This is a genomic window from Flavobacterium sp. MR2016-29, assembly GCF_015350695.1.
GTDB lineage: Bacteria > Bacteroidota > Bacteroidia > Flavobacteriales > Flavobacteriaceae > Flavobacterium.
On record NZ_JADKPU010000003.1, the window covers coordinates 123823 to 148470 of the forward strand.

Below are 24648 nucleotides of genomic sequence, written 5' to 3' on the forward strand. Positions count from 1 at the left end.
ATATTATAAATGCTTTGATTATTCAAAGACAAATTTTTATTCAAATAAAAAAAACACAAAAATAGCCGCAGTAACTGCCATTAAAATAGCATTTTTGCAAACTAATAAATTTATAACAATATGGATATCGTCAAATTCAAAATCACATCTAAAACGATAAAAGTAGAAGTACGCAATTCGAATAATTATGTTTTTAATTTCAACACGGCTTTAGAGATTGAAAAAGAGGATAGAGAGGTTTTATTACGACTTTATAATGCATTAGACATTCTTTTTAAGAAGGAAACTACTCCTGAAATAAAAAATTACATTTCGCCAAACCAAACCAATATATTGGATCAGATTTCTGCTGTTGATAATTTAGAACAGGAATAACAGCAAGTTATTGACGTTCAAATTCAACTGATTGAAAATCTAATTTAAACATTACGATTATTCTGTTTTGGATTATACAGCATTGCTGTACACAAACAGTTTTTCCTTTCTTTGTTCATTAATATAGGGCAATTGACACAAGATTTACATCCTTCCCAAAAAAGTTCATCGGCAGTTAAGTCTGCGTAAGTAACCGGCTCAAAACCGAGCTCATGATTCATTTTCATTACTGCCGAGCCTGTTGTCAGACTGAATATGCTAGCTTCTGGATATTTTTGACGGCTCAGCTCAAAAATTTTTCTTTTAATGTTTTTTGCCAAACCTGTATGTCTGAATTCAGGCGCAACTATCAATCCGGAATTAGAAACATATCGCCCATTTTCCCAAGAAGAGATAAACGAGAATCCTGCCCATTTGCCATTTGATGCAAAAGCAATAACAGCTTCGCCTTTTTTCATTTTTTCCTCAAGCGATGCTGCTGACCGACCTGAAATGCCTGTTCCGCGAGCTAACGCAGATGACAATGTAACTTCGCAAATCTCTTTTACCCAAAAAACATGTTCAGAATTAGCAACGTCAATCGTGAAATCTAAAAATTCTTCAGTCGTTTGACTGTTGAGTAATATGGTTGTTTTTTTTTGAATTGGTTTACCCGATAGAAGATCTTTGCTCAAAAAATCTATAGTACGTTTTTGCGTTTTCATATTTTAGTGTACTTACTATTTATTAGTAAATTTGAAAGTATAAAATCCTTCTATCCAAATTATATACCAACGGTATCAACAAAACTTTACAAAAACACAAAATACTCACAAACAAACACTTAATCAGAAAAAGCATCGTTTAGACTTACCAGTTTCCTTATCAAAATGATATGATTTTATCATTTTGAAAGAAAAGCAAATACATACAATATAAAACTATAGAAAAACATTAATTCATAACTTAGTTACCGCAAATAATCTAAAATTTACGCTTATGGAACCTGAAATGATATGGGCAAATCTTGCCTCGAATGATTTAGACAGAACAACCAAATTTTACACCGATTTGGGTTTTAAAACCAACGGAAATCGTACGCATGAATTATCTAGTATTTTATTTAGCAAAGGTAAATTTGTTATTAATTTCTTTATAAAAACTAGATTTGAAGAAAGTGCGAGAAGCAAAGCTGCCAATCTTGAAAACGAAACTGAAATAATTTTTTCAATTTCTGCCAAAAGCATAGAAGAAGTAGATCAATGGTATGTTAAAGTTAAAGAAGCTGGAGGAAAAATTTATTCTGAACCAGAAAAATTCGAAAAAGGATATACATTTGGTTTTGCAGATCCAGACGGTCATAAATTCAATTTTCTTTATTGGCCGGGAATGTAAACTCAAAAAAATACCACTCTGTTATGAAAATAAGATTTTTAATATTTTGTATGTTTTTTGTTAGTCAAAATTATATTTCAGCACAAGATAAAACGATTAAAGTGATAAATTATCTAGGAGCCGAAATGAAAAAACAAAAAATTCCTGGCTGTCAGTTAGTAATTATTAAAGATAAAAAAATTCTTCTTTCAAAAGCATTTGGTATTGCAAACGTATCCTTTTCAATACCTGTAAAAACCAATACCATTTTTTCAATAAATTCTATTGCAAAAGTTTTTACCAGCGTAGCCATAATGCAATTAGAAGAACAAAATAAACTTAATATTCAGGATTCTATTTCTCTTTACATAGATTCGATTCCAGCATCTTGGAATAAAATCACAATCAAGCAATTACTGAGTCATACTTCTGGCCTTCCTGATATTGAAGATGAAAGAGATTTAATTGGAGGAAAGGGTCAGGATTCGGCTTGGTTTAAAGTCAAAAAACTGCCTTTACTATCTAATGCAGGAGAAAAATTCTATTACAATGCCACAAATTATTTCATTTTACAGCATATTATTGAAAAATGCAGCGGACTAGATTTTGAAACTTTTGTTCGTAAAAATCAATTTGATTTGGCTGGAATGACTTCAATATATTATGCAAATTCCTATGATGTCATTAAAAACAAAAGTCCTACTTATTCGTATTATTTTCAAGACAAAATAACAAATGAATATAGTAAAACCAATAAGTTAGTAGAGACACACGAAGAATTTCCGACAAAAATGAAAGCTGATGCTGGTGCTTTTACAACAGCCGAAGAAATGACAAAATGGATTCTTGCTTTACAGTCGGGAAAACTTCTAAAAGACAAAGAAAAGATAAATGAAATCTGGAACCCTGTAAAATTAAACAATGGAACCTTTGATGGCTTTGGAGGAATTTTAAATGCCTACGCATTGGGCTGGCCAGTGATAAATAGGAAAAAACATCCTGCAGTTGCTCCTATTGGTGGAGGCCGTGCCGCTTTTGTAATTTATACTAAAGATAATCTCACCATACTACTTTTTACAAATCTTACCGGAAGTGCTCCACAGGACATAATTGAAGAAATAGCAAAATTTTATATTCCGGATCTTGGCAGCTAGAAGCATTATAATTTCAGAAAAATTTCTTCAAAACAGAAACTAAAAAGATTGTACATTAGCTTAATCTGTAAAACAACTTTTATTAATTCAATTTAAAAAGTAATGAAAAATCAATTTGAAGATACCATCAAGAAAGCCTATAATTCTTTTAATGAAAGAAACATTGATAACGCATTATCGACAATGCAGGAAGATGTGCAATGGTCTAAAGCTTGGGAGGGCGGTTATATTAGCGGACATAATGAAATTAAGGAATATTGGACCAGACAATGGACTGAAATAAACCCGAAAGTTGAGCCTGTTGGTTTTAATGAAAGAGAAAACGGAAGCTTAGAAGTTAAGGTGCATCAAAATGTAAAAGATTTGCAAGGCGGATTAATGTTTGACGGATTAGTAAAACATATCTATACTTTTAAAGATGGATTGATCAAAACAATGGATATTGAACTGGTTGAAAATAATTAATTAGAATAAAGAAAGAGGCCTTAACGAGCCTCTTTCTTTATATTCGGAATTTTCTCTGTCAAATATTTCCAATAACGTTTTGGCATATGCTGCAAATGAACTTTCATATTTTTTCGCGATTCAATATTTACATGGGTAAAATAGTGTCGCCACAGCTCCTGAAAAAACTCTTCCTGTTCATCGCATATCTCAGTTAAAAATTTAGATGAACTCGCTCCCGGATTAAACTGCAGCTGTATTGTTGAAGTATTTTCAAGATCATAATAAATTCCGTATTTACGTTTTGTATCATAAATTAACCAGCGCTGATCTGCGTAGCGTTTTTTAAAATGATTTTCTATGAGTGGCAAAACATCGCAGTCGGGCTCAATTATAGCATAATATAATTCATCTTTCGTGAGCTTAAAACGAACAAAAGCTTCCATTCTATGTGCTTCTTTTCTGGTCAATCGGGTTGCTTTTCTGAGATCCCAAACGGCATTGTTGCTAAAATCTTCTTCCACATTTTTTGAACTTGATAAAACATGTTTTGCAAACCGAAGCATTATTTCTTCAATTTCGTTTACATCAGATAAAAATGCTTTATAAAGAGCTGCAAATCCTTCTGCCGAAAGGCGTTTTTTCAGGCCGCTTAAAACACGGTTTGCTTTTGACTCATCAGTTATAACATGATGAGAAGTAGAAAAAAGCAAAGCAGCAGAAGCTTCATTTTTTGCAAAAACAATATCTTCTAATTTATATTCATAAATTTCGAATACGGCAGTAAGCCAGCCTTCGTAAGTTCCGTCATAAATTATCTGTGTCATTTTATTAAAATAAGGCAAGCTGGTTCGAGAAATCGTTTTTGTATTTACTTTTTTGAATATTTAAAATCTGATCTTTGATTTGTATCGAAGTAAAATCTCTTTGCATTTGAAATGGCGTTGCAAAAGCTAAAAAATATTTAGCTCGCGTATATGCTATTCCTAACTTCTTTAAATCATACGGAACAAGTTTTTTGAACTGTCTTGCAGCAACAATCTTTTTAGCGCTTAAATAACCAATTCCCGGAATTCGTTTTATAAGTTCTAAATCGGCGGTATTAATATCAACCGGAAACTGATCTAAATTACGCAAAGCCCATCCCAATTTTGGATCAATATCCAAATCAAGATTTGGCTGATTAAAACCAACGATTTCATTTACATTGAATCCGTAAAAACGAATCAGCCAGTCGGCTTGATACAAACGGTTTTCACGTATAATCGGCACTGGTGTTCCAATAGCAGGAAGGCGGTTATCGTTACTAATTGGGACATATCCAGAATAATAAACGCGTCGCATATTCATTTGCTGATAAAAATAGTCGGCCATACCAAGAATTTCAAGATCGCTTTCTTTTGTTGCGCCAATTACCATTTGTGTGCTTTGACCTGCCGGAGCAAAAGACGGCGCTTTATAGTTGAGTTTCTTTTCTTCTTTGTAACCGATAATTTCATTTTTAAAATATTCCATTGGCTTAATCACATCAATATGATTTTTATCCGGCGCTAGTAATTTAAGACTTTGCTCTGTTGGCATTTCTACATTTACACTTAAACGGTCAGCGTAAATTCCGGCTTCTTTCATCAATTCGTCACTTGCGCCTGGAATTGCTTTTAAGTGAATATAGCCGTTAAAATTTTCTTCTAAACGCAATTTCTTGGCAATTCGAACCAAACGTTCCATTGTATAATCTGCATTATCAAAAATACCGGAGCTTAAAAATAAACCTTCAATATAATTTCTTCTATAAAAACCAATAGTAAGATCTACCACTTCCTGAACGGTAAAAGCAGCGCGTTTAATATCATTGCTTTTTCTGCTGACGCAATAGGCACAGTCAAAAATGCAGTGGTTTGTAAGTAAAATTTTGAGCAGGGAAACACAGCGTCCGTCTTCTGTAAAAGCATGACAAATTCCGTAGCCTTTAGCATCTCCAATTCCTTTGTTTTTATTCTCTCGCTTGCTGCCACTAGACGCGCACGAAACATCATATTTTGCAGCATCTGCTAATATGCCTAACTTCTCCATCACTCTCTCGTTCACCATTTTGACTTTTTTTTATTGCTTTTGAAATGTATATTCAGTAATTCAAAACTAGTGATTTGGTGCGTAAACGGCGATGTAATAGTTGTTCCAAATTGTATCAAATTGATGCAATATTTTTAAAATATTTTATATCATTTCATTATAATTATTTTCATTTTAGCGCGGTTACTTCTTTCTGCTAAAAATTTAAAAACGCTCAACCATTCAAAAAAACAAGTTAAAATGTTAATCCTATAACGCTTTTTCCACATAAAAAAATACTTTTGTTAGAACCAAAACAAAGTGAGTCTTTCATCACTAATTCCAACCTGAAAGTGTACTCTTATGGATAATGATAAATTTATTTTCTGTCTGGAAGGCGTTCCTGATGTAGATACTTATTTAGAAACTCAAGTGGTTCGAAACTTAGAGGAAATTGCTATCGATCAAGGCATTGCGAGTATTTATAAAACCTGCGATACCATCGAAGGCTTAGAAGAAAGTTTGAATGTACTGCTTTACGAAGATCATAATTTTAAGGATTATGAAATTATTTATCTCGTAATGCCAGGAGAACCTAACAATATCTGTCTTCACGATTATTATTACAGCCTTGAAGAAATTGCAGAACTTTTTGAAGGAAAAATGAAAGGGAAAATCATTCATTTTGCGAATAAGAAAATATTAGATTTAAACGAAGAAGAAGCCCAATATTTTCTTGACATTACTGGTGCGCGCGCGATTTCGGGCTACGGATCTACTTACAATAAAATAGCTAGTTCAAGTACAATCGACAAAGCTTTTTTTAGCCTGTATCAAGACAATGACGATCTTGTGGAAGTTGTTGAAGAATTGTACCAAAAACATTATGCTTTGTGCCAATTACTCGATTTTAGATTGTATTATTGACAAAAAATAAACCAATTAATTTAAACTAACCAACCCATTTATATGAAACAACTTTATGCTTCTTCCTATCCTTTTTGGGTCACTTCCAGAGCCCTTTTAATTATTGTTGGTCTAGCAGATCTTTGGAGAATATGTATACATTATCATAATTTTATAAATACAGATCTGTTGTTGCTTTTATTTGTAATTGTTTCCTCTATCATTTTTTATGGAGAAATCAAAAAATCTAAACCTAACATGATTCTTAAGTATGTTGCAGGGCTTGCCGCATTAGGCTTGGGGCTGTTTATTGTGTACTATAAATTATCTGAACCCGAAGACGAGTGGCTTCGTGCGATGAACTACAATAAATTTGATTATAAAAAAGTGCTGGTATACATTTTTGCTGCTTGGTTAATTCTTTTCGGTTTATTTGATTTCTTTAAATTTGATATTGATTCTGAAAATTAAACAAGAGCGGATCTTCGCCTGATAAATGAAAGACAAAACAGCTGAAAAAGTAAAAACGTACGGAGCGAAGGGATTTAGAGAAAAATTTCTTGGTTTAGATAATCCGGCGAATCAGCTTTTTACATCAAATTCAGAACGTTTTTTTTGCTTGAAGATGGAAGAAACAATGCAATTGCAGCATCCTGTTCCGCCTTCTAAACACAGTTGTCATACCATTATTTTCATAACTTCGGGCGTTCATGTAATTAAAATTGGCTTTGAAGAATATTTAACAAATCCAAACGAAATTATTGTGGTTCCGGCTGGGCAGATTTTCTCAATAGAACACATTAACAGTAAGCATGTTGGTTATATATGTCAGTTTCATCCTGATGTTTTAATTGGAAAATATGCCAACGGCGAAATGATCCACGATTTTGATTTTCTAAAAATTGGCGGTACTCCAAATATTGCTTTTTCAGAAACAAATGCGTTCTTTATTTTCAATTTATTTCATCGATTACAAGTTGAATATGTTGAAAATGGTATTTCTAATTTAGAACTTGTTCAGTCTTATTTAATGGCGTTGTTTTGTGAAATGAATAAAAATGCTGTAAAAACTTCTAAAAACGGAACAGCTGCAATGGCGCTTTCGGCTAAGTTTAAAGAACTCATTTACGCCAATCTTAAAATCAATCATCAGGTAAAGTTTTATGCTTCATTGCTGAATGTTTCGCCGAATCATCTTAACAAATCAGTTAAAACTGCAACCGGCAAGTCGGCCACAAAATGGATTGATGAAACCATATTGCTTGAAGCCAAATATTTATTATATCAAACTACGCTTTCGGTTAGCGAAATAGCAATGCATGTTGGTCATGAAGATCAATCTTATTTTAGCCGTTTCTTTAAAAAACACGAAGATCTTACTCCTATTCAATACCGAAAATTGATTGATAAATCCTAATTATTGATTACAGAATCCTATCAACTCAAAAAGCATTTATTGAAATTTGCACCATAAAAAAAGAGCAGATTATGATTTATGTTTTTAAAACTTCAGTTGATACAAAATCCAAATTAGAGTTAGCAGCAACAGTTCTTCAGGAATTGCTGCCAGATGCTTCGTGGAATTTTGATCTTGAAGATTGTGATAACATTTTAAGAATCGACAGCGAAATCGAAATTTCGGAATTACTTCTTCAAAACAACATTTTTGACTGTATCGAATTAGAATAAATCGGCTTAGCCAAATCCTCTTCAACCTCAACTTAATTATTTATGGAAGCTGCACTGCATCAAAACAAAACTTTTGACACGATTGATTATTCGGATCAAAAACTAACGGATAACGAATTTGTAAATTGCGAGTTCATCAATTGCAACTTCTCAAAAAGCGATTTCAGTTCGATTGACTTTTTAGATTGTACGTTTAAAAACTGTAATCTTTCGTTGGCCGTTCTTAAAAATACAGGTTTAAAAAACATCACATTTATTGGCTGTAAATTAATGGGATTAGACTTCAGCTCAAGCAACAGTTTTTTATTTTCGATGAATTTTCATGATTGTCTTTTAGATTATTCGACTTTTATTTATAAAAAATTAAAGAAAACCCAATTCATTGATTGTTCCTTAAAAGATGTTGATTTCTCGAATACCGATTTGTCTCTGGCAATCTTTAAAAACTGCGATTTGTCTAATGCCACTTTCGTGGAATGCATCTTGGAAAAAACAGACTTTAGAAGTTCAAGGAATTACGCTTTTGATCCTTCTGAAAACAAAATCAAAAGAACTAGAGTGTCGCATGCTGCACTGGCAGGATTACTAGAAAAATTTGATTTGGATATTGAATAAATTGTTGGTGTTAATGGTACGCGGAGTAGACGGATTTAAACCACACGCTATATAAAAATAAAAAAGGGATGCAAAACTGCATCCCTTTTTACTAAACTAACTGTAAAAATATTATTTAATCCAACGTGGATCTCCCACTTTAGCATCTTTTAACGCTTGATTACTTATTGTAAAGTCTCCAGCAGCTGCATTTGTAAATTGTGGATTCAATGTCGTATAGGTTGTTGATTTATCAACTGTAATGGCAGCGGCACCAACTGTGTATAATAAACTTGAATTGAAGTAATTATTAGCTGTAAACGTTGGCGGTGTTGTTGCTGTTGCAGTACCATTTTGGTTTGAATAGATTCCAGGAGTATCAGCAAATATTGTATTTCTTACTATAGATGCATTAGCATTAAAACGAACATATAAAATTCTATTTGTTGCTGTCATACCTTTATTAGAAATCGTACAAGCATCAATCAATACATTAGTTGTTAAACCAGTTCCTGTTAGACCAGCTGCGTTATCGATACGGATAAAATCACGGGCTACAGCACAATTATTGAAAGTACTGTTTTTAAGTGTTAAAGAAGCTAAATTTGAAGTTCTAAAATCGATAAAATCTCCACCAGTAGTCAATACATTTGTAACAATAGAGTTTTCGATTGTAGCAGAAGCAATTTTAGTGCTTCCTGTAACAGATTGTGATATCAATGATTTTGCAAAATCATGAATATTACAACCACTAATTAAAAGAGCTCCATATCCAGCACTTACTTCATTGTATTTTACAACATCTGTCTGTGTTTTATCTCCATTAATATCTAAATCAATTAAACTTAGCGAAGTTGCTCCAGCATTAAGAGTGAATTTACCATGAATTAATGGCTTATCATAACTTCTCAAACCTCTAATCGTAATTGGTTTTGTTAAAATATACTCCGCTGTAAAAACGGTATAATCACCTGGCATCAAAACTAATACTGCACCTGGGTTTGCTGCCGAAATTGCTGCATTCAAGTCATCTGTAGGTTTAACTAAAATACCAGTTCCGATGTCGATTCCAGTTGTAAAAGTGGCTGTGCCTCTCTTTTTTGCTCCGTTAAGCAATGTAGCCGTATAAGCAGTTTCTCCTGTAAGTCCAGTTATTACTGCAACTCCTGCTGTTTTTTCTGCAGCCGTAATAGTGTGTGCAATACCGCCTGGCGCAACTGTAATTTGAGTAACATTGCTATTAGGCGTCCATCTTAAAGTAACTTGTTTTGCTTCGATATCTATTGGCTGTACCGGCAAGAAAAGCTGTTCAGATAAAGTAGTTGCTGTTATTACAGACCATTTTGAATCTGCTAATCCAGTTGTAATTGCTTTTACTCTGATAGAATAAACAGTTTCACCTTCTAAGGCAACAGATACCGGTAATTGTGCTGCAGTAACTTCAACTGTTTTATAAATTGTTTTAAACTCAGCATCATCTGCGCTAAACTCTACTACATAATGATCTGCAGCTTCGTTTACTGTCCAATTAAGTTCAACAATAGTTTGATTTTTTACTTTTGCCGTAAGTGATATAGGAGAAAATTCTCTTGTATTTCCTAAACCATCTAACAATTCATCTGTATAACTTTCGCAGCTTGAAACTGCAAAAGCGAGCAAGAATGTGGCTATTAATCCTTTTACTATATATTTTGTTTTCATAACAATTATAATTTATAATTAATTTTTTCTAAGATTCTTAATAACCGTAATCATTAACTAATTTCCCGTTGCTTCCGTCAAGAAATACTTGCCAGATTGGCCAGAACTGTCTGTTGTCAGGATTAACACCTGTTTTATACAGTGAATTTATCTTAGTATCAATTAAATTATTCCAAGCTACTGAAGTGTAATCTGTTCCTGGATTTGTTGTTTCGCCTCTGTTTAATCCATAGATATCAAGAGTTACGTTGTCTGCTTTAAATTTATAATATAAAGTTGCTGGAACATCAGCATACTCTCCTGTATGTGCTGCTAAATTTGTCATTTTTTGTTTTGCCTGATCTAATTTTGCTTTAAGCAAATTCCAACGAATAAGTGCTTGCTTACGCTCCATTTCGCCAGTAAATTCAAATTTATTTTCTTCAACAAGGGCGTTAAACATTGCCTCTTTGCTTGTTAAGGCATTTACATAAGCATCTACTTTTACAGCTTGAACTGCTGGCGCAAAAGCTCTTCTGCGAATTTCTTTTAAATACGGTGCCGCTGCGCCTGGTCCTTCTAATTCATTTGCTGCTTCAGCAGCGATAAGCAGTACCTCAGCGTAGCGCATATAGATTTTATTTACACCATCATCATTTGTTGAGGTAACGAAACGAGTCATCCACTCATAACGATACTTTCCAAAATACCAAGTATTTAACGCTCCTAATTCTTGTTTAGCAACATTGTTTACAGCTGTACCCCATTTGTAAGGAACGCAAGTTACATTGCGGCGAGAATCGGCTTGATCATAATCATAAAATACAAACGGAAGCGGTCCTGCAGTTCCTCCGCGGTTAGCGCCATTAGCATGAAACTGGTCATTAGTTGTATGACGAACAGCAAAACTGAACAACATTCTTCCTCTACCATCTGCAAAAGGAAGTTCCCAAAGAGATTCTCCTCCTGCTGTAGTATTTTCTTGATTGTATTTTCTCCAAAAAGTTTCGAATGAAGATTCTAAACTGGCTTTTCCGCTAGAAATTACAGAACGAGATTCATCTAAAGCCAATCTGTACATATTTCCAACAGAAAGTTCAGGATCTGTGCTTCTTCTAATTCCGTCAGGATATTGCTGAAAACCACTTGCTGCCAAAGCTAAACGAGCGCGAAATCCTTTTACAAAAGCTTTATTGATTCTTTCTACTGTACTTGTTTTAGCTGTTTCATTTGGCCATGGAACCAAAGCAGAAGCTTCTCCTAAATCTGCAATAATTTGTTTGTAAACCACATCACGACTTGATTTAGCCAAATAAATCGTTGCCGAATTAATTGGTTCAAAACGAGCTGGAACATCGCCCCAAGCTTTAATTAAATCAGCGTAATAAATAGCTCTCAATGTTAATGCTTCTCCTAATAAATAACCAAGATCTGTTCCTGGTCTAGGATCGCCATATTGACGCAAACCGCGAATACAGATATTAGCACGTTCAATTCCTGAATACATCATAGCCCAAGCATTGTTGGTTGTATTCATTTGTGAATTTATAGGTTTTGCATCGTATACGCATAAATCTGCTGCATCACCAGCTGTTTGAGATGTGTTGTACCATTCAACATCTGTATTTAATCCGTAAAAAGGAAGAAAACGGCCTCTGTAAGAGTTTGTCTCAGCAAACGGTACTTTTATTCCGTTTACTGCGCCTTCAGCTAGTCCTGCTGTAGAAAAAATTACTGACTCGTCTAGTGTTGATTGTGCTGGTGCATCTAAATAATCTTCTTGACAAGAAGTAAAAAGACTTGTTATGATTAGACCTGCTATTATTATTTTATGTTTCATCTTGATAATTATTTAATTAAAAACTTAGGTTTAAACCAAAAACCAATTGTCTGCTGCGCGGATAAGCTGAATAATCAACACCTGGCGTAAGAGGCGTATTTCTTCTTGTAGAAACCTCTGGATCTGGACCTGAATAGTTTGTAATAACAAAAACGTTTGTAGCTGTCAGGTAAAATCTCAATTTAGTTGCGCCCACTGCATTAATAAATGAATTTGGTGCAGTATAACCTAATGTTAAAGTATTAAGTCTTAAGAAAGAACCATCTTCAACAGCCCAGTCACTAAAAACAAATCGATTCATATACGGTGACCACATTGTTGTGTTAGCATTTAATGCTGCTAAAGCAGTAGGATCTGTTACTAATTGGCCTGTTTCAACATTAAGATTTGTCCATCTTTTTCCATCTGCCATTTCTGAACTTAAGTTTCTGTATTGTCCGTTTTGGTTAGAAGTTGTAAACTCAATTTTGTTTGCGTTGTAGATGTCATTTCCAATGCTGTAGTTAAAACCAGCCGAAAGATCAAATCCGTAAGCATTAGCATTGATTGCAAAACCTCCAGAACTTTTTGGATTAGCATTTCCAATCACAGTTTGATCACTGTTATTAACAACACCATCACCATTTAGATCTTTTAATTTCATATAACCTGGCTGCACATTTCCAACTACAGTTGAAGCATTTGCAACTCCAGCTTTCAAAGTATAAGCTGTTCCGTTATAATCGAAGTCAGAAACTTCATAACGGCCATCGTTTTTATAACCATACATTAAACCAATTGGAGAACCAACGTTTACTGCGAAATCATTTCCAATTTGAGTAGATGCCCAGTTTGTATTGGCACCAAAGTTGCTCATTACACCAAGTGAATTGATTTTATTTTCATTTACACCAATATTAAAAGAAAAGCTTAATCCGTAATTAGGTTTTTCTATTATCGCAAGATTTACAGTAGCCTCAAAACCTTTGTTTTGAGTTTCCCCCATATTTCTGTATTGAAAATCATAACCTGTTCCTGGAACTGGAAAATTGATTAAAAGATCTTTAGTAACATTTTTATAAGCTTCTAGCGATCCCGTTACACGGCCTTTAAAGAAATCAAAATCAAGACCTAAGTTTTGAGTTACTGTCGTTTCCCATTTCAAATCAGGATTAGCCAATGTTTTTGATGCTGCCCAATAACTTCCAACACCATTGATCCATGTTGTAGTAGAAGATTCAAAATTTTGAACTGTTTGTCCTACCGGAATATTATTGTTTCCAGCTTCTCCATAACTTAATCTAAGTTTAAGCAAGTTGATCCAAGATACATCTTTCAAGAAATTCTCAGAAGAAATTTTCCAAGCTACAGCAGCTGCCGGAAAATATCCCCAACGATTATCGCCTAAGAATCTGCTAGAACCATCCGCACGGTAAGTTGCTGTAAACAAGTAGCGATCTTTGTAGTCATAATTCATACTTCCAAAAAACGAAAGCAATTTATCATCTGGACTATAGTAATTATCAACAGAATTTGGTTTTCCTTGCGTTGTTAATTTTTTTGATTGATCAAAATCAAAAAACTTTGGAAAACCATGAAGTACAGTCATTACTTGATTTGAAGTAGAATTGATCATCTCTTCTCCTGCAAGAACTTTCAAATGATGATTTTCTCCAAGAAACTTACTAAAATCGTAAGTAAGCGTGTTTGCATTTCTAAATCTGTAATCTTTACGATCTCCGATAGTAAGTGCCGGCATACCTTGGTTTTCAGATGCAGGAACGTTATTTACATAATATGTGCTTCTTCCGTAAAAACGATAATCTTGATAATAGAAATTATCTAATCCGAATTCTGATTTAAACTGAAGATCTTTAATTATTTTCCAAGAAAAACTTCCAAGCATATTAAATACTTTTCTGTTTTGCTGGCGATCTGTATCTGCTGTTGCAACAAAAGGATTTACAAGATAGCTAGAAACAGCTTCATCTGTGTTATCTGTTGTTAATCCAGGCAATGGAATTGGAGAATAACCAACCGCATGACGCAAACGAGCATCTGCAGAAGAAACTTCTTTTTGTTCGTTAAGTCCGCCTCCGTTTATTTCTGTATCTGCGTAACGCATTGTAAAAGCAAGATCGATTTTACCAGAAGCTTTGCTGTTTAAAGCCAGCGAAAGGTTATTTCTTTTAAAATCTGAACCAATCATGATCGCTTTTTCATCGTAATGAGCATAATTAAAATTAAAGTTGATTTTATCAGAACCACCACGTATTCCTAAATCACGGCTTTGAACTTCTCCAGTACGCCCGTAAATTTGTTTCTGCCAATTATCACCTTTTACACCATTATATAAATCTCTGTCTTGGTAGCTTCCAAAATATTTTTCGTACGATGGAATGTCATTATCTAATAATGCATATTCATATTGCCATTTTACAAAATCTTGCGGATCAAGAACATCAATTTGTTTTGCCATGGTTTTCATACCATAGAACATATTATAGTTTACCGATATTGTTCCGTTTTTACCTCTTTTTGTAGTAATCAAAATTACTCCATTTGCTCCTCTAGAACCATAAATTGCAGTTGACGAGGCGTCTTTCAAAATAGTTTGAGATTCTACATCAGCAGCCGGAACGTCGTTCATACTATTTACAGGAAATCCGTCTACTAAAATAAGCGGCGCACTGTCTTGTGTTAATGATCCGCCGCCACGAATTCTAATTTTGATTTCAGAATCTGGAGAACCTTCAGAAGACGTTACCTGAACTCCGGCAACACGCCCAGTAAGCGCTTCTGCTAAATTAGCTACGGGATTTTTTCTTAAGTCATTCCCAGAAACTACAGAAACTGCACCTGTTAAATCTTGTTTTTTAACACTAGAATATCCAACAACCACAACTTCATTTAAGTTATTAGAGTCTTCAGACAAAACAACATCAATTTTAGTTTTTCCAGTTGCAGGAACTTCTTTTGTTTTAAAACCTATAAATGAAAAAGAGATTACTCCTTTGGTATTTGTAAGCTTTAATCTATAGTGCCCGTCAAAATCTGTAGAAGTCCCATTCTTTGTTCCTTTCTCAAGTACATTAACACCCGGAAGGCCTAAACCTTGAGCATCCTTAACGGTACCTTCTAGTGTTACATTCTGCGCACTCATTCGATTGCTCATCAATAAGCACAACAAGAAAACAAAACAATAGTTTGCTCCTTTATTAAATAAATCTTTAAAATTCATGGTTTATTGTTTAAGTTATTAATTGGTTTTATGGTTTTTTAGTGGTTTTTTTTATTCTAATTTTTTAATTTCTTACAGTTTAAAACTTTCTTACATCAACAGCAGTACGGTTTTTCAATCGATTTCGTTAAAATTTAAATTTTTTATTTTAACATTGCAGCCAATCTTGTAATCGATTACACAAACATAAATATTTTTTTCATATAAAAAATTAAAATTCATAAAAATTTGCTAAAAAAAATTATATATCAAAAATAAAGGTTGTTTTTTATACGACATATGTAATTTATATTATGAAAAAATATTAAATATATTATTCCTAAATATTGATTTGTTTCATTTTTATTAAAAAAACAATCGATTACATGAAAAATAATTATTGTATTATCAGCCAGTACGTTTTATTTTAAAAAGAAAAGCAACTGTACTACAAAAAGAAATAAACCAATCAATTCTTACAGATTAAATTTTTTAGAATTAATTTAGGTTTCGGAAAGGCACAAAAAAACCTTAAACTTTATGTTTAAGGGTTTATATTTTTTAAAAGTTGATTTTTTAAGCGCTCTGCAACTGCAAGTTAGCTTTGTGTTTTCGCATTAAAACCAAAGTAATGATCATTCCGATAACCGACATGCCAACACCAATAAGATTTGGCGAAGCAAAACTATAACCTGCCGCTAAAGGTAATCCGCCTAAAAAAGCACCTAAGGCGTTACCTATATTAAAACTTCCTTGAAGCGAAGCCGAGGCAATCATCTCTGCGCCTGTTGCAGTTCTAATCATTAGCATTTGTATTGGTGCAATAACTGAAAATGAAATTGCGCCAGTCAAAAATGTCAGCAATAAAGAAGCGTATTGGTTAAATGAGAAAAAGTAAACTAAAATTAAATCGATAGACATTACAAACAACAAAGCTAATGTGGTTGGTGCTGGCGAAAATTTATCGGCTAGTTTTCCTCCGGCAAAGTTTCCGACAACCATTCCGAGTCCAGCTAATATTAAAATATAAGAAACATCTTCTGCAGAAAATTTAGACACATTAATTAATAAAGGAGCGATATAGCTAATCCAGGCAAATAATCCTCCAAATCCAATTGCTGTAATACCGATAATGAGCCAAGCTTCTGTCTTTTTAAAAAACAACAACTGTGTTTTCATATTGACAGTTTCTCCTTTATCTAATTTTGGCATCCATAAAGAAATAAATAAAAATGTAAGCAAACCTACAATTGCTATTAATATAAAGGTATAACGCCAAATAAAATGATGTCCTATATAAGTACCAATTGGCACACCTATTAAGTTTGCCAATGTTAATCCTGAAAACATAATAGCAATGGCTTGTGCTTCTTTGCCTTTATCTGCCAAACGGCTTGCGACTACAGCTCCAACACCAAAGAAAGCGCCGTGCGGTAATCCGGAAAGAAATCTGGAAGCAAATAAAAAGTTATAAGTTGGCGCAATAATCGAAAGCGCATTAAAAACCGTTAACATTAATGCTAAAATTAAAAGCATTTTTTTTGGAGCAAAATTTCTTCCAAGAATAACCAATAATGGAGCACCAATTACAACTCCCAAAGCATAAGCAGAAATTAAATATCCAGCTACCGGAATCGAAACTTTCATATCTGAGGCAATATCTGGCAACAAACCCATCATAACAAACTCGGTAATACCGATTGTCAAACCTCCTAATGAGAGTGCAATAAGACTTTTTTTCATTTGATTTTACAAGAAAGTATTAGACTTTCTATACTGCAAATTTACCTCCGCTTACCTTAAAATAAGTTGTATATTTGCGATATAAACTTGTAAATTTAAGTTATGCCGATATTAAATCAATTTAAAACTCTGGTCATAGATGAATTTGAAGATGAGAAATTTCACCTTCCTCCACATACGCATACTTACTACGAAATCATCTATATTAAAAAAGGAAACGGAGTTCATCATTTGAATAACAACTTATTGCCTTATAAAACGGGAGATTTGTTTGTAATTTCACCAGAAGATGAACACTATTTTGATATTAAAAAAAGCACTCGATTTTTCTATATTAAATTTACTGATAACTATTTCAACTCGAAGCAGAACCTTACTTGCGATGAGTTTTTAATTCATACTCCAGAGAGTTTCATGCGCGATAAAACACTAAAAGAAAGGGTTTTAAAATTAGATGATCCCTGCAAAACAATATTAAAAAATACTATCGAAAACATTGCCGCCTATAATTGCAAAACAGATGTTTCTACCTCGCCTATTGTTTTTTATCAGATTCTTTCAATTTTTGGATTAATAAAGGAAACTTTGCGTGGGATGAATGTTGTAGTTAAGGGAAATTCTATTGATAACGAACAAATCACTTCTTATATTCATCAGAATATTTACAACCCTAAAATGGTACAGATTAAAGTTATTGCAAATCATTTTAATATTGCGGAAACTTATTTTAGTGCTTATTTCAAAAGAACGTTCGCAATTAGTTATCGGGATTATATTCATAATTTGAGAACTACTTTAATCGAAAAACGTATTCATAACAATCAACTACCGATTAAACAAATTGCTTATGAGTTTGGTTTTACAGATGAAAGTCATTTGTCTAACTATTTTAAAAAGAGAAAAAACATGAAACCTACAGATTTTAAGAAAACTTGATTATAGAAATCTTAAATAAGTAGTTACTCCAATAAAAAATATCTAAATTTGTAATTCAAAAGCATTTACATTGGCGAAAAAAATCCACATATTATTATTAATCATAACGATTGGTTTATTCGTAATGCCAACTTCTGGTTATGCGTGTGGTCGAACTTCTGAAAAATCTTCTTGCGAAAAGAAAGTAAATTCAAAAGGAGAAGCTCAAAATTCCTGTAAAAAAGATTGTTGTCAGAAAAAACAAGATTCTAAAAAAGATCAGCATGGCTGTAACGGAAAGTGTGATCATTCTAGTTGTACCTCAACAGCTTTACAATTTAGCCTGATTACCATAAATGAATTTGATTTCCATAACAATCTATTTAATTTCTCTTTAAATAAATCTATTTCATATCATAAAACCGACAGCATTTCTGATGGTTTTACTTCTATTTGGGCGCCGCCAAAAATAAAGTAATTGCATTTTTGACAGCCATAAGTGGGTCTAGTAATTGCCAAAAAAGGCACTAAGACTCTAAGAAAAATTATTTAAACTATATAAAATTATCAAAATGAAAAATTCAATAGCAACTATAGCAATAGCAATCATATTATTATTCTCTGCAAATAACATTCAGGCAAATTCGAAACAATCAGAAATAACAAATGACGTCGTTGATTCAAGTCAGTTACAAACTATTTATGATGCTTATTTTACAGTAAAAGACGCATTGATAAAAAGCGATGCCAAATTAACTTCGGCGAAAGCCAAAGATTTATTGACTGCCATTACTGCCGTAAAAATGGATAAATTAAAAGCAGATGAACATACTGCCTGGATGAAGGTTGTAAAAAAACTAACTGCAGATGCTAAAAGTATTTCAGCAACTTCAGATCTTAAAAAACAACGCGATACTTTCAAATCACTTTCAAAAAGTACTTACGACTTAATTAAAGTTTCAAAATCTAATCAGGTTGTCTATAAACAATATTGTCCAATGGCAGATGCAGATTGGTTGAGCAAAGAAAAAGCAGTTAAGAATCCATACTACGGATCTTCAATGTTGACTTGTGGAAATGTTGTAGAAACCATCAAATAACCATGAAGCTATACATCAAAAACATGGTGTGTAGTCGATGTAAAATGGTTGTGAAGTCTGAGTTCGAAAAACTCGGACTTCACACTATTTCTGTGGAACTAGGCGAAGTTGAACTGCAGGATTCGATTACCGAAGATCAAAAAAGTATACTTTTAACACATCTCCATGCTTTGGGTTTTGATTTGATTGATGACAAAAAAAGCAAAACAATCGAAAAAATAAAAACTTTGATTATTGATTTGGTTCATCATAAAAACAATGAACTCAAAATCAATCTATCTGATTATTTGGCAGAAAACCTCCATCAGGATTATAATACTTTAAGTAATTTATTTTCGGAAATAGAAAATACAACTATAGAAAAGTATTTTATAAGCCAAAAAATAGAGAAGGTAAAAGAGCTTTTAATTTATAATGAACTCTCGCTAAGCGAAATTGCTGATATTTTAAATTACAGCAATGTGGCACATTTGAGCAACCAATTCAAAAAAATCACTGGTTTTACTCCTACTTATTTCAAACAATTGAAGGATAAAAAACGAATTCAGATTGAGAATTTGTAGATTTAGCTGTGGTATTTAAACGCAATCCCGAAGCCTCGGGACGCTAAGATTTCTTGTTTTTTACTTGTATGTCTTGCGTAAATCTTTACGGTTAAAAAATTTGTAAATCTTGCAAATCATTCCCAAAATTATACAAACCGAACTCAGGCTTAGTTCGCAAATTTGCATTGTAATCCTAAAAAATAAAACAATGACTCACCAATATATAATTTCAGGAATGTCATGTGATGGCTGTCGTAAAAAAGTTGAAAAAACGCTGAATACTGTTGAAGGAATTCAAGCCGAGGTGACTTTAAATCCCCCGTTGGCAACCATAAAAATGGAGAACCATATTTCGACTGAAAAACTGCAAAAAGCATTATCAGAAGCGGGAAAGTATATTATTGAAATGACTTCTCCTAAAAATACAGCAGCAGTACCTATTAAATCTTGTTGCTCAAGTCAAAAAAAGGATATTGCTGAAATTCATGAACATAAAACAATTCTAACGCATCATAGTACTACGGGAGTATTTTATTGCCCAATGCATTGTGAAGGAAATAAAACCTATAACAAGCCAGGAGATTGTCCTGTTTGCGGAATGGATTTAGTGCCTCAAATCGAAATTGGAACACAATTTACCTGTCCTATGCATCCTGAAATCATTTCTGATAAACCTGGTGAATGCCCAATTTGCGGAATGGATTTGGTTGCCGTTCAGGCTTCTGAATCTGAAGAAAATAAAACCTATACCGACTTATTAAAAAAAATGAAGATTGCAATTCTATTTACGATTCCAATCTTTATTATTTCAATGTCGGAAATGATCCCTAATAATCCCCTTTTTTCTATAATGTCGATAGAAAAATGGAATTGGGTTCAGTTTTTATTTTCAATTCCAGTGCTTTTTTATGCTGGCTGGATGTTTTTTATTCGTGCCTGGAAATCAATTATTAGCTGGAATTTAAACATGTTTACCTTAATAGGATTAGGAACAAGCGTTGCTTTTTTATTCAGCGTTGCCGGAATGTTCTTTCCAGATCTCTTTCCATCAGAATTTAAATCGCATCACGGAACTATTCATCTTTATTTTGAAGCAGCATCAGTTATCATAACACTGGTTTTGCTAGGTCAATTATTGGAAGCCAAAGCTCACGGACAAACAAACGGAGCAATAAAAGAATTACTAAAATTGGCTCCAACCGAAGCGACGTTGGTAGAAAACGGAAATGACAAAACAATTTCAATTCACGATATTAAAAAAGATGATTTGCTGAGAGTAAAACCAGGTGAAAAAATTCCGGTTGACGGAAAAATTACATCTGGCGAAAGTAGTATTGATGAAGCAATGATCACTGGCGAACCAATTCCGGTCGACAAAAAAATTGGAGACAATGTAATTTCAGGAACGATAAATGGAACAAAATCATTTGTTATGATTGCCGAAAAAGTAGGATCTGAAACATTGCTTTCACAGATTATTAAAATGGTAAATGATGCCAGCCGTTCTAGAGCTCCTATACAGAAATTAGCAGACCGTGTAGCAAAATATTTCGTTCCAACAGTTGTTGCTATTTCTGTATTGACTTTTATTCTTTGGGCTAAATTTGGTCCAGAGCCTTCTTACATTTACGGATTAATAAATGCAATCGCTGTTTTAATTATTGCCTGCCCTTGTGCTTTAGGATTGGCAACACCAATGTCTGTTATGGTTGGCGTTGGAAAAGGCGCACAGCACGGAATTTTGATAAAAAATGCCGAAGCACTAGAAAACATGAGTAAAATTGATGTTTTAATTACAGATAAAACCGGAACAATTACAGAAGGAAAACCAACTGTAGAAAAAATTTATGCAATCGATAACAACGAAGATATTCTGTTGCAAAACATTGCTTCGCTAAATCAAAACAGCGAACATCCTTTGGCACAGGCGGTTGTAAATTATGCTAAAGAAAAAAAACAATCTTTGTTCGAAGTTCCTGATTTTGAAGCTGTTGCCGGAAAAGGAGTTTTAGGAACAGTTAATAATGTAAAAATAGCATTAGGAAATAAAAAACTAATGATTCAGATCAACGCTTCGATATCTGATGATTTTGAAAGCAAAATTACAGCCGAGCAAAATTTAGGAAAAACGGTTTCATACATCGCAATAAACAATAGTATTACAGGGTATATTACCATTACAGATGCTATTAAAAAAAGCAGTATCAAAGCCATTAAAGATTTAATTGATCAAGGTGTTGAGGTAATTATGCTGACTGGAGATAATAAAAATACAGGCAAAGCTGTTGCGGATCAACTGCATTTAAGTTCTTTCAAAGCGGATTGCCTTCCAGAAGACAAGCTAAAAGAAATTCAGCGCTTGCAGTCTGAGGGTAAAATTGTAGCAATGGCCGGTGACGGAATTAATGATGCTCCGGCTTTAGCACAAGCCGATATTGGAATAGCCATGGGAACCGGAACTGATGTTGCCATACAAAGTGCAAAAATAACTCTGGTAAAAGGCGACTTAGCCGGAATTGTAAAAGCAAAGAAATTGAGTTATGCAGTAATGAGAAACATAAAACAAAATCTATTTTTTGCTTTTGTATATAATATTCTGGGAATTCCAATTGCGGCAGGAATTTTATATCCTGCATTCGGGATTTTACTTTCTCCAATGTTAGCTGCTTTAGCAATGAGCTTAAGTTCGGTTTCGGTAATTGCAAATGCTTTGCGGTTAAGAAATCTAAACCTTTAAAAATTAAAAATGAAATTACATATTATATATATTGCCTTTTTGATCGCCATGACAGCAAAAGCACAAAAAATTGTTCGTTACGATTTACACGTTCGCGATACGATTGCGAATTTCTCCGGAAAACAAAAACATGCTCTTACTGTTAATGGAAAAATTCCGATGCCGACCTTAACTTTTACAGAAGGTGATATTGCTGAAATTTATGTCCACAACGATTTAAAAAACGAAGATACAGCACTGCATTGGCATGGCCTATTTCTTCCAAACAAAGAAGATGGAGTTCCGTATCTGACCCAAATGCCAATTAAGCCCGGTACAATTCATAAATATACTTTCCCGATTATTCAAAACGGAACCTATTGGTATCACAGCCATTCTGGATTGCAGGAACAAATTGGTTTGTATGGACTTTTTATCATCAACAAAAAGAAAGATGATCCAACTTTTAGAAAAGGCATTGACGATTTACCAACAGTTCCTTTGATTTTAAGCGAATGGACGGATCTCAAGCCAGAGAATATCCAGCGAATGCTTCACAATGCCAACGATTGGTTTGCCATAAAAAAAGGAACTACTCAAAGTTATGCTGAAGCTATTAAAAAAGGACAATTCTCAACAAAAGTCACCAACGAATGGAAACGCATGAACGCGATGGATGTCAGTGATGTTTATTATGAGAAGTTTTTAATTAATGGAAAAAATGAAGCACAGCTTTCGCAATTTAAACCTGGCGAAAAAGTCAGATTGCGAATTGCAAACGGAGGTGCTTCAAGTTATTTCTGGCTGACTTACGGCGGTGGAAAAATAACGGTTGTGGCCAGCGATGGCAATGATGTTGAACCTGTAGAAGTCGATCGATTAATCATTGCTGTTTCTGAAACTTATGATGTTGTGGTTACGATTCCGGAAGACAATAAATCTTATGCTTTTTTGGCTACAGCCGAAGACAGAACAGGATCAGCTTCTTTGTTTTTAGGAAATGGAATTAAACAGCCCGTTTCTCATCTTCCAAAATTAAAATATTTTGAAGGCATGAAAATGATGAACGATATGATGAGAATGAACGGCGAAATGAATGATATGGGCATGAAAATGTCCCTCAATAAAATGGATATGAATGCCGTAATGTATCCTGAAATTTCTGAAGAAGACACATCTGAAAAAACAGAAAACCATTCTGATCATAAAATGGAAGGCATGGAAATGTCAAGCGATACTACAGAAACTGCCGAGATTACGACGCTGAATTACGGAATGCTAAAATCTCCAAACATAACAACGCTTCCAAAAGATACGCCCGTAAAAGAATTACGATTTGAATTATCCGGAAATATGAATCGTTATGTTTGGAGCTTAGACAATAAAGTAGTTTCTGAAACGGATAAAATCTTAATCAAAAAAGGCGAGAACGTTCGTATCGTATTGTATAACGGATCTATGATGCGCCACCCCATGCATTTGCACGGACATGATTTCAGAATTATTAATGAGCACGGCGATTATGCTCCATTAAAAAATGTCATCGATATTATGCCAATGGAAACCGACACGATCGAGTTTCAAGCAAATGCAGATGGCGATTGGTTTTTTCATTGTCACATTTTATATCACATGATGGCAGGCATGGGCCGTATTTTTAGTTATGAAAATTCAGCTCCAAATCCGTTGATTCATCATCCTGAAATGGCCTACAAAATGCTAAAAATGGATGATCGAATGTTTCATTTTATGGGCGAAAATGATTTTGCCTCAAACGGAAACGACGGAGAAGCCATGTACAGCAACACACGTTGGAGCATTGGAACAGAATGGAGATTGGGGTATAATGACATGCACGGTTATGAAACGGAAACGCATGTTGGCCGTTACATTGGAAAAAATCAATGGCTTATGCCTTTTATAGGTTTTGACTGGCGTTACAGAAAAATGGGAATGGATGAACAGGAACAAAATCTATTTGGACAAACAAATACTAAGGACAATCGTTCTGTTTTTAGCGCTGGTGTTGAGTATATGCTGCCAATGCTTGTAAAAGCGCAAGTTGAAGTTTATACGGATGGAAATGTGCGACTTCAATTTGAAAGAAAAGACATTCCGCTTTCCAAACGTCTACGAATGAATTTAATGTGGAATACAGACAAAGAATATATGGCTGGTGTAAAATATATAGTCGGAAGAAATTTTGGAATTACTACACATTATGACAGCGACATGGGGATTGGTTTTGGTATGAATTTGAGTTATTAAACGAAACCATATTACACGTATTAAATCTGTAAGAATATTTTTAATCTGTAGCTAATCAAAAAATTAGCAATCAAA

22 protein-coding genes are annotated in these 24648 nt (G+C 33.7%); 15 read left to right on the forward strand and 7 right to left on the reverse strand.

Annotated elements, in window-relative coordinates; all coding sequences use genetic code 11:
- The first annotated feature begins 120 nt into the window (after window positions 1-120).
- A complete protein-coding gene (locus tag IR010_RS09325; RefSeq protein ID WP_029272265.1) occupies window positions 121-375 on the forward strand; it encodes a hypothetical protein in 255 nt (84 codons plus the stop codon).
- Window positions 376-419: 44 nt separating this feature from the next.
- On the opposite strand, the gene IR010_RS09330 is transcribed toward IR010_RS09325, so the two are convergent.
- Window positions 420-1079, reverse strand: coding sequence for a GNAT family N-acetyltransferase (locus IR010_RS09330; protein ID WP_228515131.1), 660 nt, complete (start codon window positions 1077-1079; stop codon window positions 420-422).
- Window positions 1080-1353: 274 nt separating this feature from the next.
- Here IR010_RS09330 and IR010_RS09335 point away from each other — a divergent pair, with 274 nt between their 5' ends.
- The 3 genes from IR010_RS09335 (at window position 1354) to IR010_RS09345 (ending at window position 3347) form a co-directional block, all read left to right on the forward strand.
- On the forward strand, window positions 1354-1749 hold the full coding sequence (locus tag IR010_RS09335; RefSeq protein WP_194603247.1) for a VOC family protein: 396 nt from the start codon (window positions 1354-1356) through the stop codon (window positions 1747-1749).
- Window positions 1750-1799: 50 nt separating this feature from the next.
- Window positions 1800-2882 carry a serine hydrolase domain-containing protein gene (locus IR010_RS09340; protein ID WP_228515132.1) on the forward strand — a complete coding sequence of 361 codons (1083 nt, stop codon included), beginning with the start codon at window positions 1800-1802 and terminating at the stop codon, window positions 2880-2882.
- Window positions 2883-2984: 102 nt separating this feature from the next.
- Complete coding sequence (locus IR010_RS09345; protein ID WP_029272261.1) at window positions 2985-3347, forward strand: nuclear transport factor 2 family protein; 363 nt, start codon at window positions 2985-2987, stop codon at window positions 3345-3347.
- A 20-nt stretch (window positions 3348-3367) separates the two neighbouring features.
- Here the strand turns inward: IR010_RS09345 and IR010_RS09350 are convergent, their stop codons facing one another.
- Together IR010_RS09350 and IR010_RS09355 are read right to left on the reverse strand one after the other, a co-directional pair.
- Window positions 3368-4153 carry a TIGR03915 family putative DNA repair protein gene (locus IR010_RS09350; RefSeq protein WP_194603254.1) on the reverse strand — a complete coding sequence of 262 codons (786 nt, stop codon included), beginning with the start codon at window positions 4151-4153 and terminating at the stop codon, window positions 3368-3370.
- A gap of 4 nt (window positions 4154-4157) precedes the next feature.
- Window positions 4158-5417, reverse strand: a complete 1260-nt coding sequence (locus IR010_RS09355) for a putative DNA modification/repair radical SAM protein (RefSeq protein ID WP_194603257.1) — start codon at window positions 5415-5417, stop codon at window positions 4158-4160.
- 324 nt (window positions 5418-5741) lie between these two features.
- Between IR010_RS09355 and IR010_RS09360 the strand changes: the two genes are divergently transcribed.
- From IR010_RS09360 to IR010_RS09380, 5 genes are all read left to right on the forward strand, one after another.
- Window positions 5742-6305: a DUF6642 family protein gene (locus tag IR010_RS09360; protein WP_194568458.1), complete on the forward strand. Its 564-nt coding sequence runs from the start codon at window positions 5742-5744 to the stop codon at window positions 6303-6305.
- 42 nt (window positions 6306-6347) lie between these two features.
- Entirely contained in the window at window positions 6348-6755 is a 408-nt protein-coding gene (locus IR010_RS09365; RefSeq protein WP_194603260.1) for a hypothetical protein, read from the forward strand.
- A gap of 25 nt (window positions 6756-6780) precedes the next feature.
- Window positions 6781-7701 (forward strand): helix-turn-helix domain-containing protein, encoded by a 921-nt coding sequence (locus IR010_RS09370; RefSeq protein ID WP_194568462.1) that lies wholly within the window; start codon window positions 6781-6783, stop codon window positions 7699-7701.
- A 71-nt stretch (window positions 7702-7772) separates the two neighbouring features.
- Complete coding sequence (locus tag IR010_RS09375; protein ID WP_194603263.1) at window positions 7773-7973, forward strand: hypothetical protein; 201 nt, start codon at window positions 7773-7775, stop codon at window positions 7971-7973.
- Between the two features lie 42 nt (window positions 7974-8015).
- A complete protein-coding gene (locus tag IR010_RS09380) occupies window positions 8016-8588 on the forward strand; it encodes a pentapeptide repeat-containing protein (RefSeq protein WP_194603266.1) in 573 nt (190 codons plus the stop codon).
- Window positions 8589-8699: 111 nt separating this feature from the next.
- Here the strand turns inward: IR010_RS09380 and IR010_RS09385 are convergent, their stop codons facing one another.
- The 4 genes from IR010_RS09385 to IR010_RS09400 form a co-directional block, all read right to left on the reverse strand.
- Window positions 8700-10268, reverse strand: a complete 1569-nt coding sequence (locus IR010_RS09385; protein ID WP_194603269.1) for a DUF4957 domain-containing protein — start codon at window positions 10266-10268, stop codon at window positions 8700-8702.
- A 37-nt stretch (window positions 10269-10305) separates the two neighbouring features.
- Window positions 10306-12087, reverse strand: a complete 1782-nt coding sequence (locus IR010_RS09390; protein WP_029272252.1) for a RagB/SusD family nutrient uptake outer membrane protein — start codon at window positions 12085-12087, stop codon at window positions 10306-10308.
- A 16-nt stretch (window positions 12088-12103) separates the two neighbouring features.
- Window positions 12104-15307 (reverse strand): SusC/RagA family TonB-linked outer membrane protein, encoded by a 3204-nt coding sequence (locus tag IR010_RS09395; RefSeq protein WP_194603272.1) that lies wholly within the window; start codon window positions 15305-15307, stop codon window positions 12104-12106.
- Window positions 15308-15862: 555 nt separating this feature from the next.
- Window positions 15863-17029, reverse strand: a complete 1167-nt coding sequence (locus IR010_RS09400) for an MFS transporter (RefSeq protein ID WP_194603275.1) — start codon at window positions 17027-17029, stop codon at window positions 15863-15865.
- A 102-nt stretch (window positions 17030-17131) separates the two neighbouring features.
- On the opposite strand from IR010_RS09400, the gene IR010_RS09405 reads away from it, so the two are divergent.
- The 6 genes from IR010_RS09405 (at window position 17132) to IR010_RS09430 (ending at window position 24573) form a co-directional block, all read left to right on the forward strand.
- Window positions 17132-17965, forward strand: coding sequence for an AraC family transcriptional regulator (locus IR010_RS09405; RefSeq protein WP_029272249.1), 834 nt, complete (start codon window positions 17132-17134; stop codon window positions 17963-17965).
- 70 nt (window positions 17966-18035) lie between these two features.
- Window positions 18036-18422 (forward strand): hypothetical protein, encoded by a 387-nt coding sequence (locus IR010_RS09410; protein WP_228515133.1) that lies wholly within the window; start codon window positions 18036-18038, stop codon window positions 18420-18422.
- Window positions 18423-18516: 94 nt separating this feature from the next.
- Window positions 18517-19044, forward strand: coding sequence for a DUF3347 domain-containing protein (locus IR010_RS09415; protein WP_029272247.1), 528 nt, complete (start codon window positions 18517-18519; stop codon window positions 19042-19044).
- 2 nt (window positions 19045-19046) lie between these two features.
- Window positions 19047-19607, forward strand: coding sequence for a helix-turn-helix domain-containing protein (locus IR010_RS09420; protein ID WP_194568478.1), 561 nt, complete (start codon window positions 19047-19049; stop codon window positions 19605-19607).
- 190 nt (window positions 19608-19797) lie between these two features.
- Window positions 19798-22326 (forward strand): heavy metal translocating P-type ATPase, encoded by a 2529-nt coding sequence (locus IR010_RS09425; protein ID WP_194603278.1) that lies wholly within the window; start codon window positions 19798-19800, stop codon window positions 22324-22326.
- Between the two features lie 9 nt (window positions 22327-22335).
- Entirely contained in the window at window positions 22336-24573 is a 2238-nt protein-coding gene (locus tag IR010_RS09430; RefSeq protein ID WP_194603281.1) for a multicopper oxidase domain-containing protein, read from the forward strand.
- Window positions 24574-24648 lie beyond the last annotated feature (75 nt).

What these genes read in the sequence shown, in the direction of transcription:
- IR010_RS09325 (WP_029272265.1), top strand. Translation starts at nt 121, where the DNA reads ATGGATATCGTCAAATTCAAAATCACATCTAAAACGATAAAAGTAGAA.
- IR010_RS09330 (WP_228515131.1), bottom strand. Translation starts at nt 1,079, where the DNA reads ATGAAAACGCAAAAACGTACTATAGATTTTTTGAGCAAAGATCTTCTA.
- IR010_RS09335 (WP_194603247.1), top strand. Translation starts at nt 1,354, where the DNA reads ATGGAACCTGAAATGATATGGGCAAATCTTGCCTCGAATGATTTAGAC.
- IR010_RS09340 (WP_228515132.1), top strand. Translation starts at nt 1,800, where the DNA reads ATGTTTTTTGTTAGTCAAAATTATATTTCAGCACAAGATAAAACGATT.
- IR010_RS09345 (WP_029272261.1), top strand. Translation starts at nt 2,985, where the DNA reads ATGAAAAATCAATTTGAAGATACCATCAAGAAAGCCTATAATTCTTTT.
- IR010_RS09350 (WP_194603254.1), bottom strand. Translation starts at nt 4,153, where the DNA reads ATGACACAGATAATTTATGACGGAACTTACGAAGGCTGGCTTACTGCC.
- IR010_RS09355 (WP_194603257.1), bottom strand. Translation starts at nt 5,417, where the DNA reads ATGGTGAACGAGAGAGTGATGGAGAAGTTAGGCATATTAGCAGATGCT.
- IR010_RS09360 (WP_194568458.1), top strand. Translation starts at nt 5,742, where the DNA reads ATGGATAATGATAAATTTATTTTCTGTCTGGAAGGCGTTCCTGATGTA.
- IR010_RS09365 (WP_194603260.1), top strand. Translation starts at nt 6,348, where the DNA reads ATGAAACAACTTTATGCTTCTTCCTATCCTTTTTGGGTCACTTCCAGA.
- IR010_RS09370 (WP_194568462.1), top strand. Translation starts at nt 6,781, where the DNA reads ATGAAAGACAAAACAGCTGAAAAAGTAAAAACGTACGGAGCGAAGGGA.
- IR010_RS09375 (WP_194603263.1), top strand. Translation starts at nt 7,773, where the DNA reads ATGATTTATGTTTTTAAAACTTCAGTTGATACAAAATCCAAATTAGAG.
- IR010_RS09380 (WP_194603266.1), top strand. Translation starts at nt 8,016, where the DNA reads ATGGAAGCTGCACTGCATCAAAACAAAACTTTTGACACGATTGATTAT.
- IR010_RS09385 (WP_194603269.1), bottom strand. Translation starts at nt 10,268, where the DNA reads ATGAAAACAAAATATATAGTAAAAGGATTAATAGCCACATTCTTGCTC.
- IR010_RS09390 (WP_029272252.1), bottom strand. Translation starts at nt 12,087, where the DNA reads ATGAAACATAAAATAATAATAGCAGGTCTAATCATAACAAGTCTTTTT.
- IR010_RS09395 (WP_194603272.1), bottom strand. Translation starts at nt 15,307, where the DNA reads ATGAATTTTAAAGATTTATTTAATAAAGGAGCAAACTATTGTTTTGTT.
- IR010_RS09400 (WP_194603275.1), bottom strand. Translation starts at nt 17,029, where the DNA reads ATGAAAAAAAGTCTTATTGCACTCTCATTAGGAGGTTTGACAATCGGT.
- IR010_RS09405 (WP_029272249.1), top strand. Translation starts at nt 17,132, where the DNA reads ATGCCGATATTAAATCAATTTAAAACTCTGGTCATAGATGAATTTGAA.
- IR010_RS09415 (WP_029272247.1), top strand. Translation starts at nt 18,517, where the DNA reads ATGAAAAATTCAATAGCAACTATAGCAATAGCAATCATATTATTATTC.
- IR010_RS09420 (WP_194568478.1), top strand. Translation starts at nt 19,047, where the DNA reads ATGAAGCTATACATCAAAAACATGGTGTGTAGTCGATGTAAAATGGTT.
- IR010_RS09425 (WP_194603278.1), top strand. Translation starts at nt 19,798, where the DNA reads ATGACTCACCAATATATAATTTCAGGAATGTCATGTGATGGCTGTCGT.
- IR010_RS09430 (WP_194603281.1), top strand. Translation starts at nt 22,336, where the DNA reads ATGAAATTACATATTATATATATTGCCTTTTTGATCGCCATGACAGCA.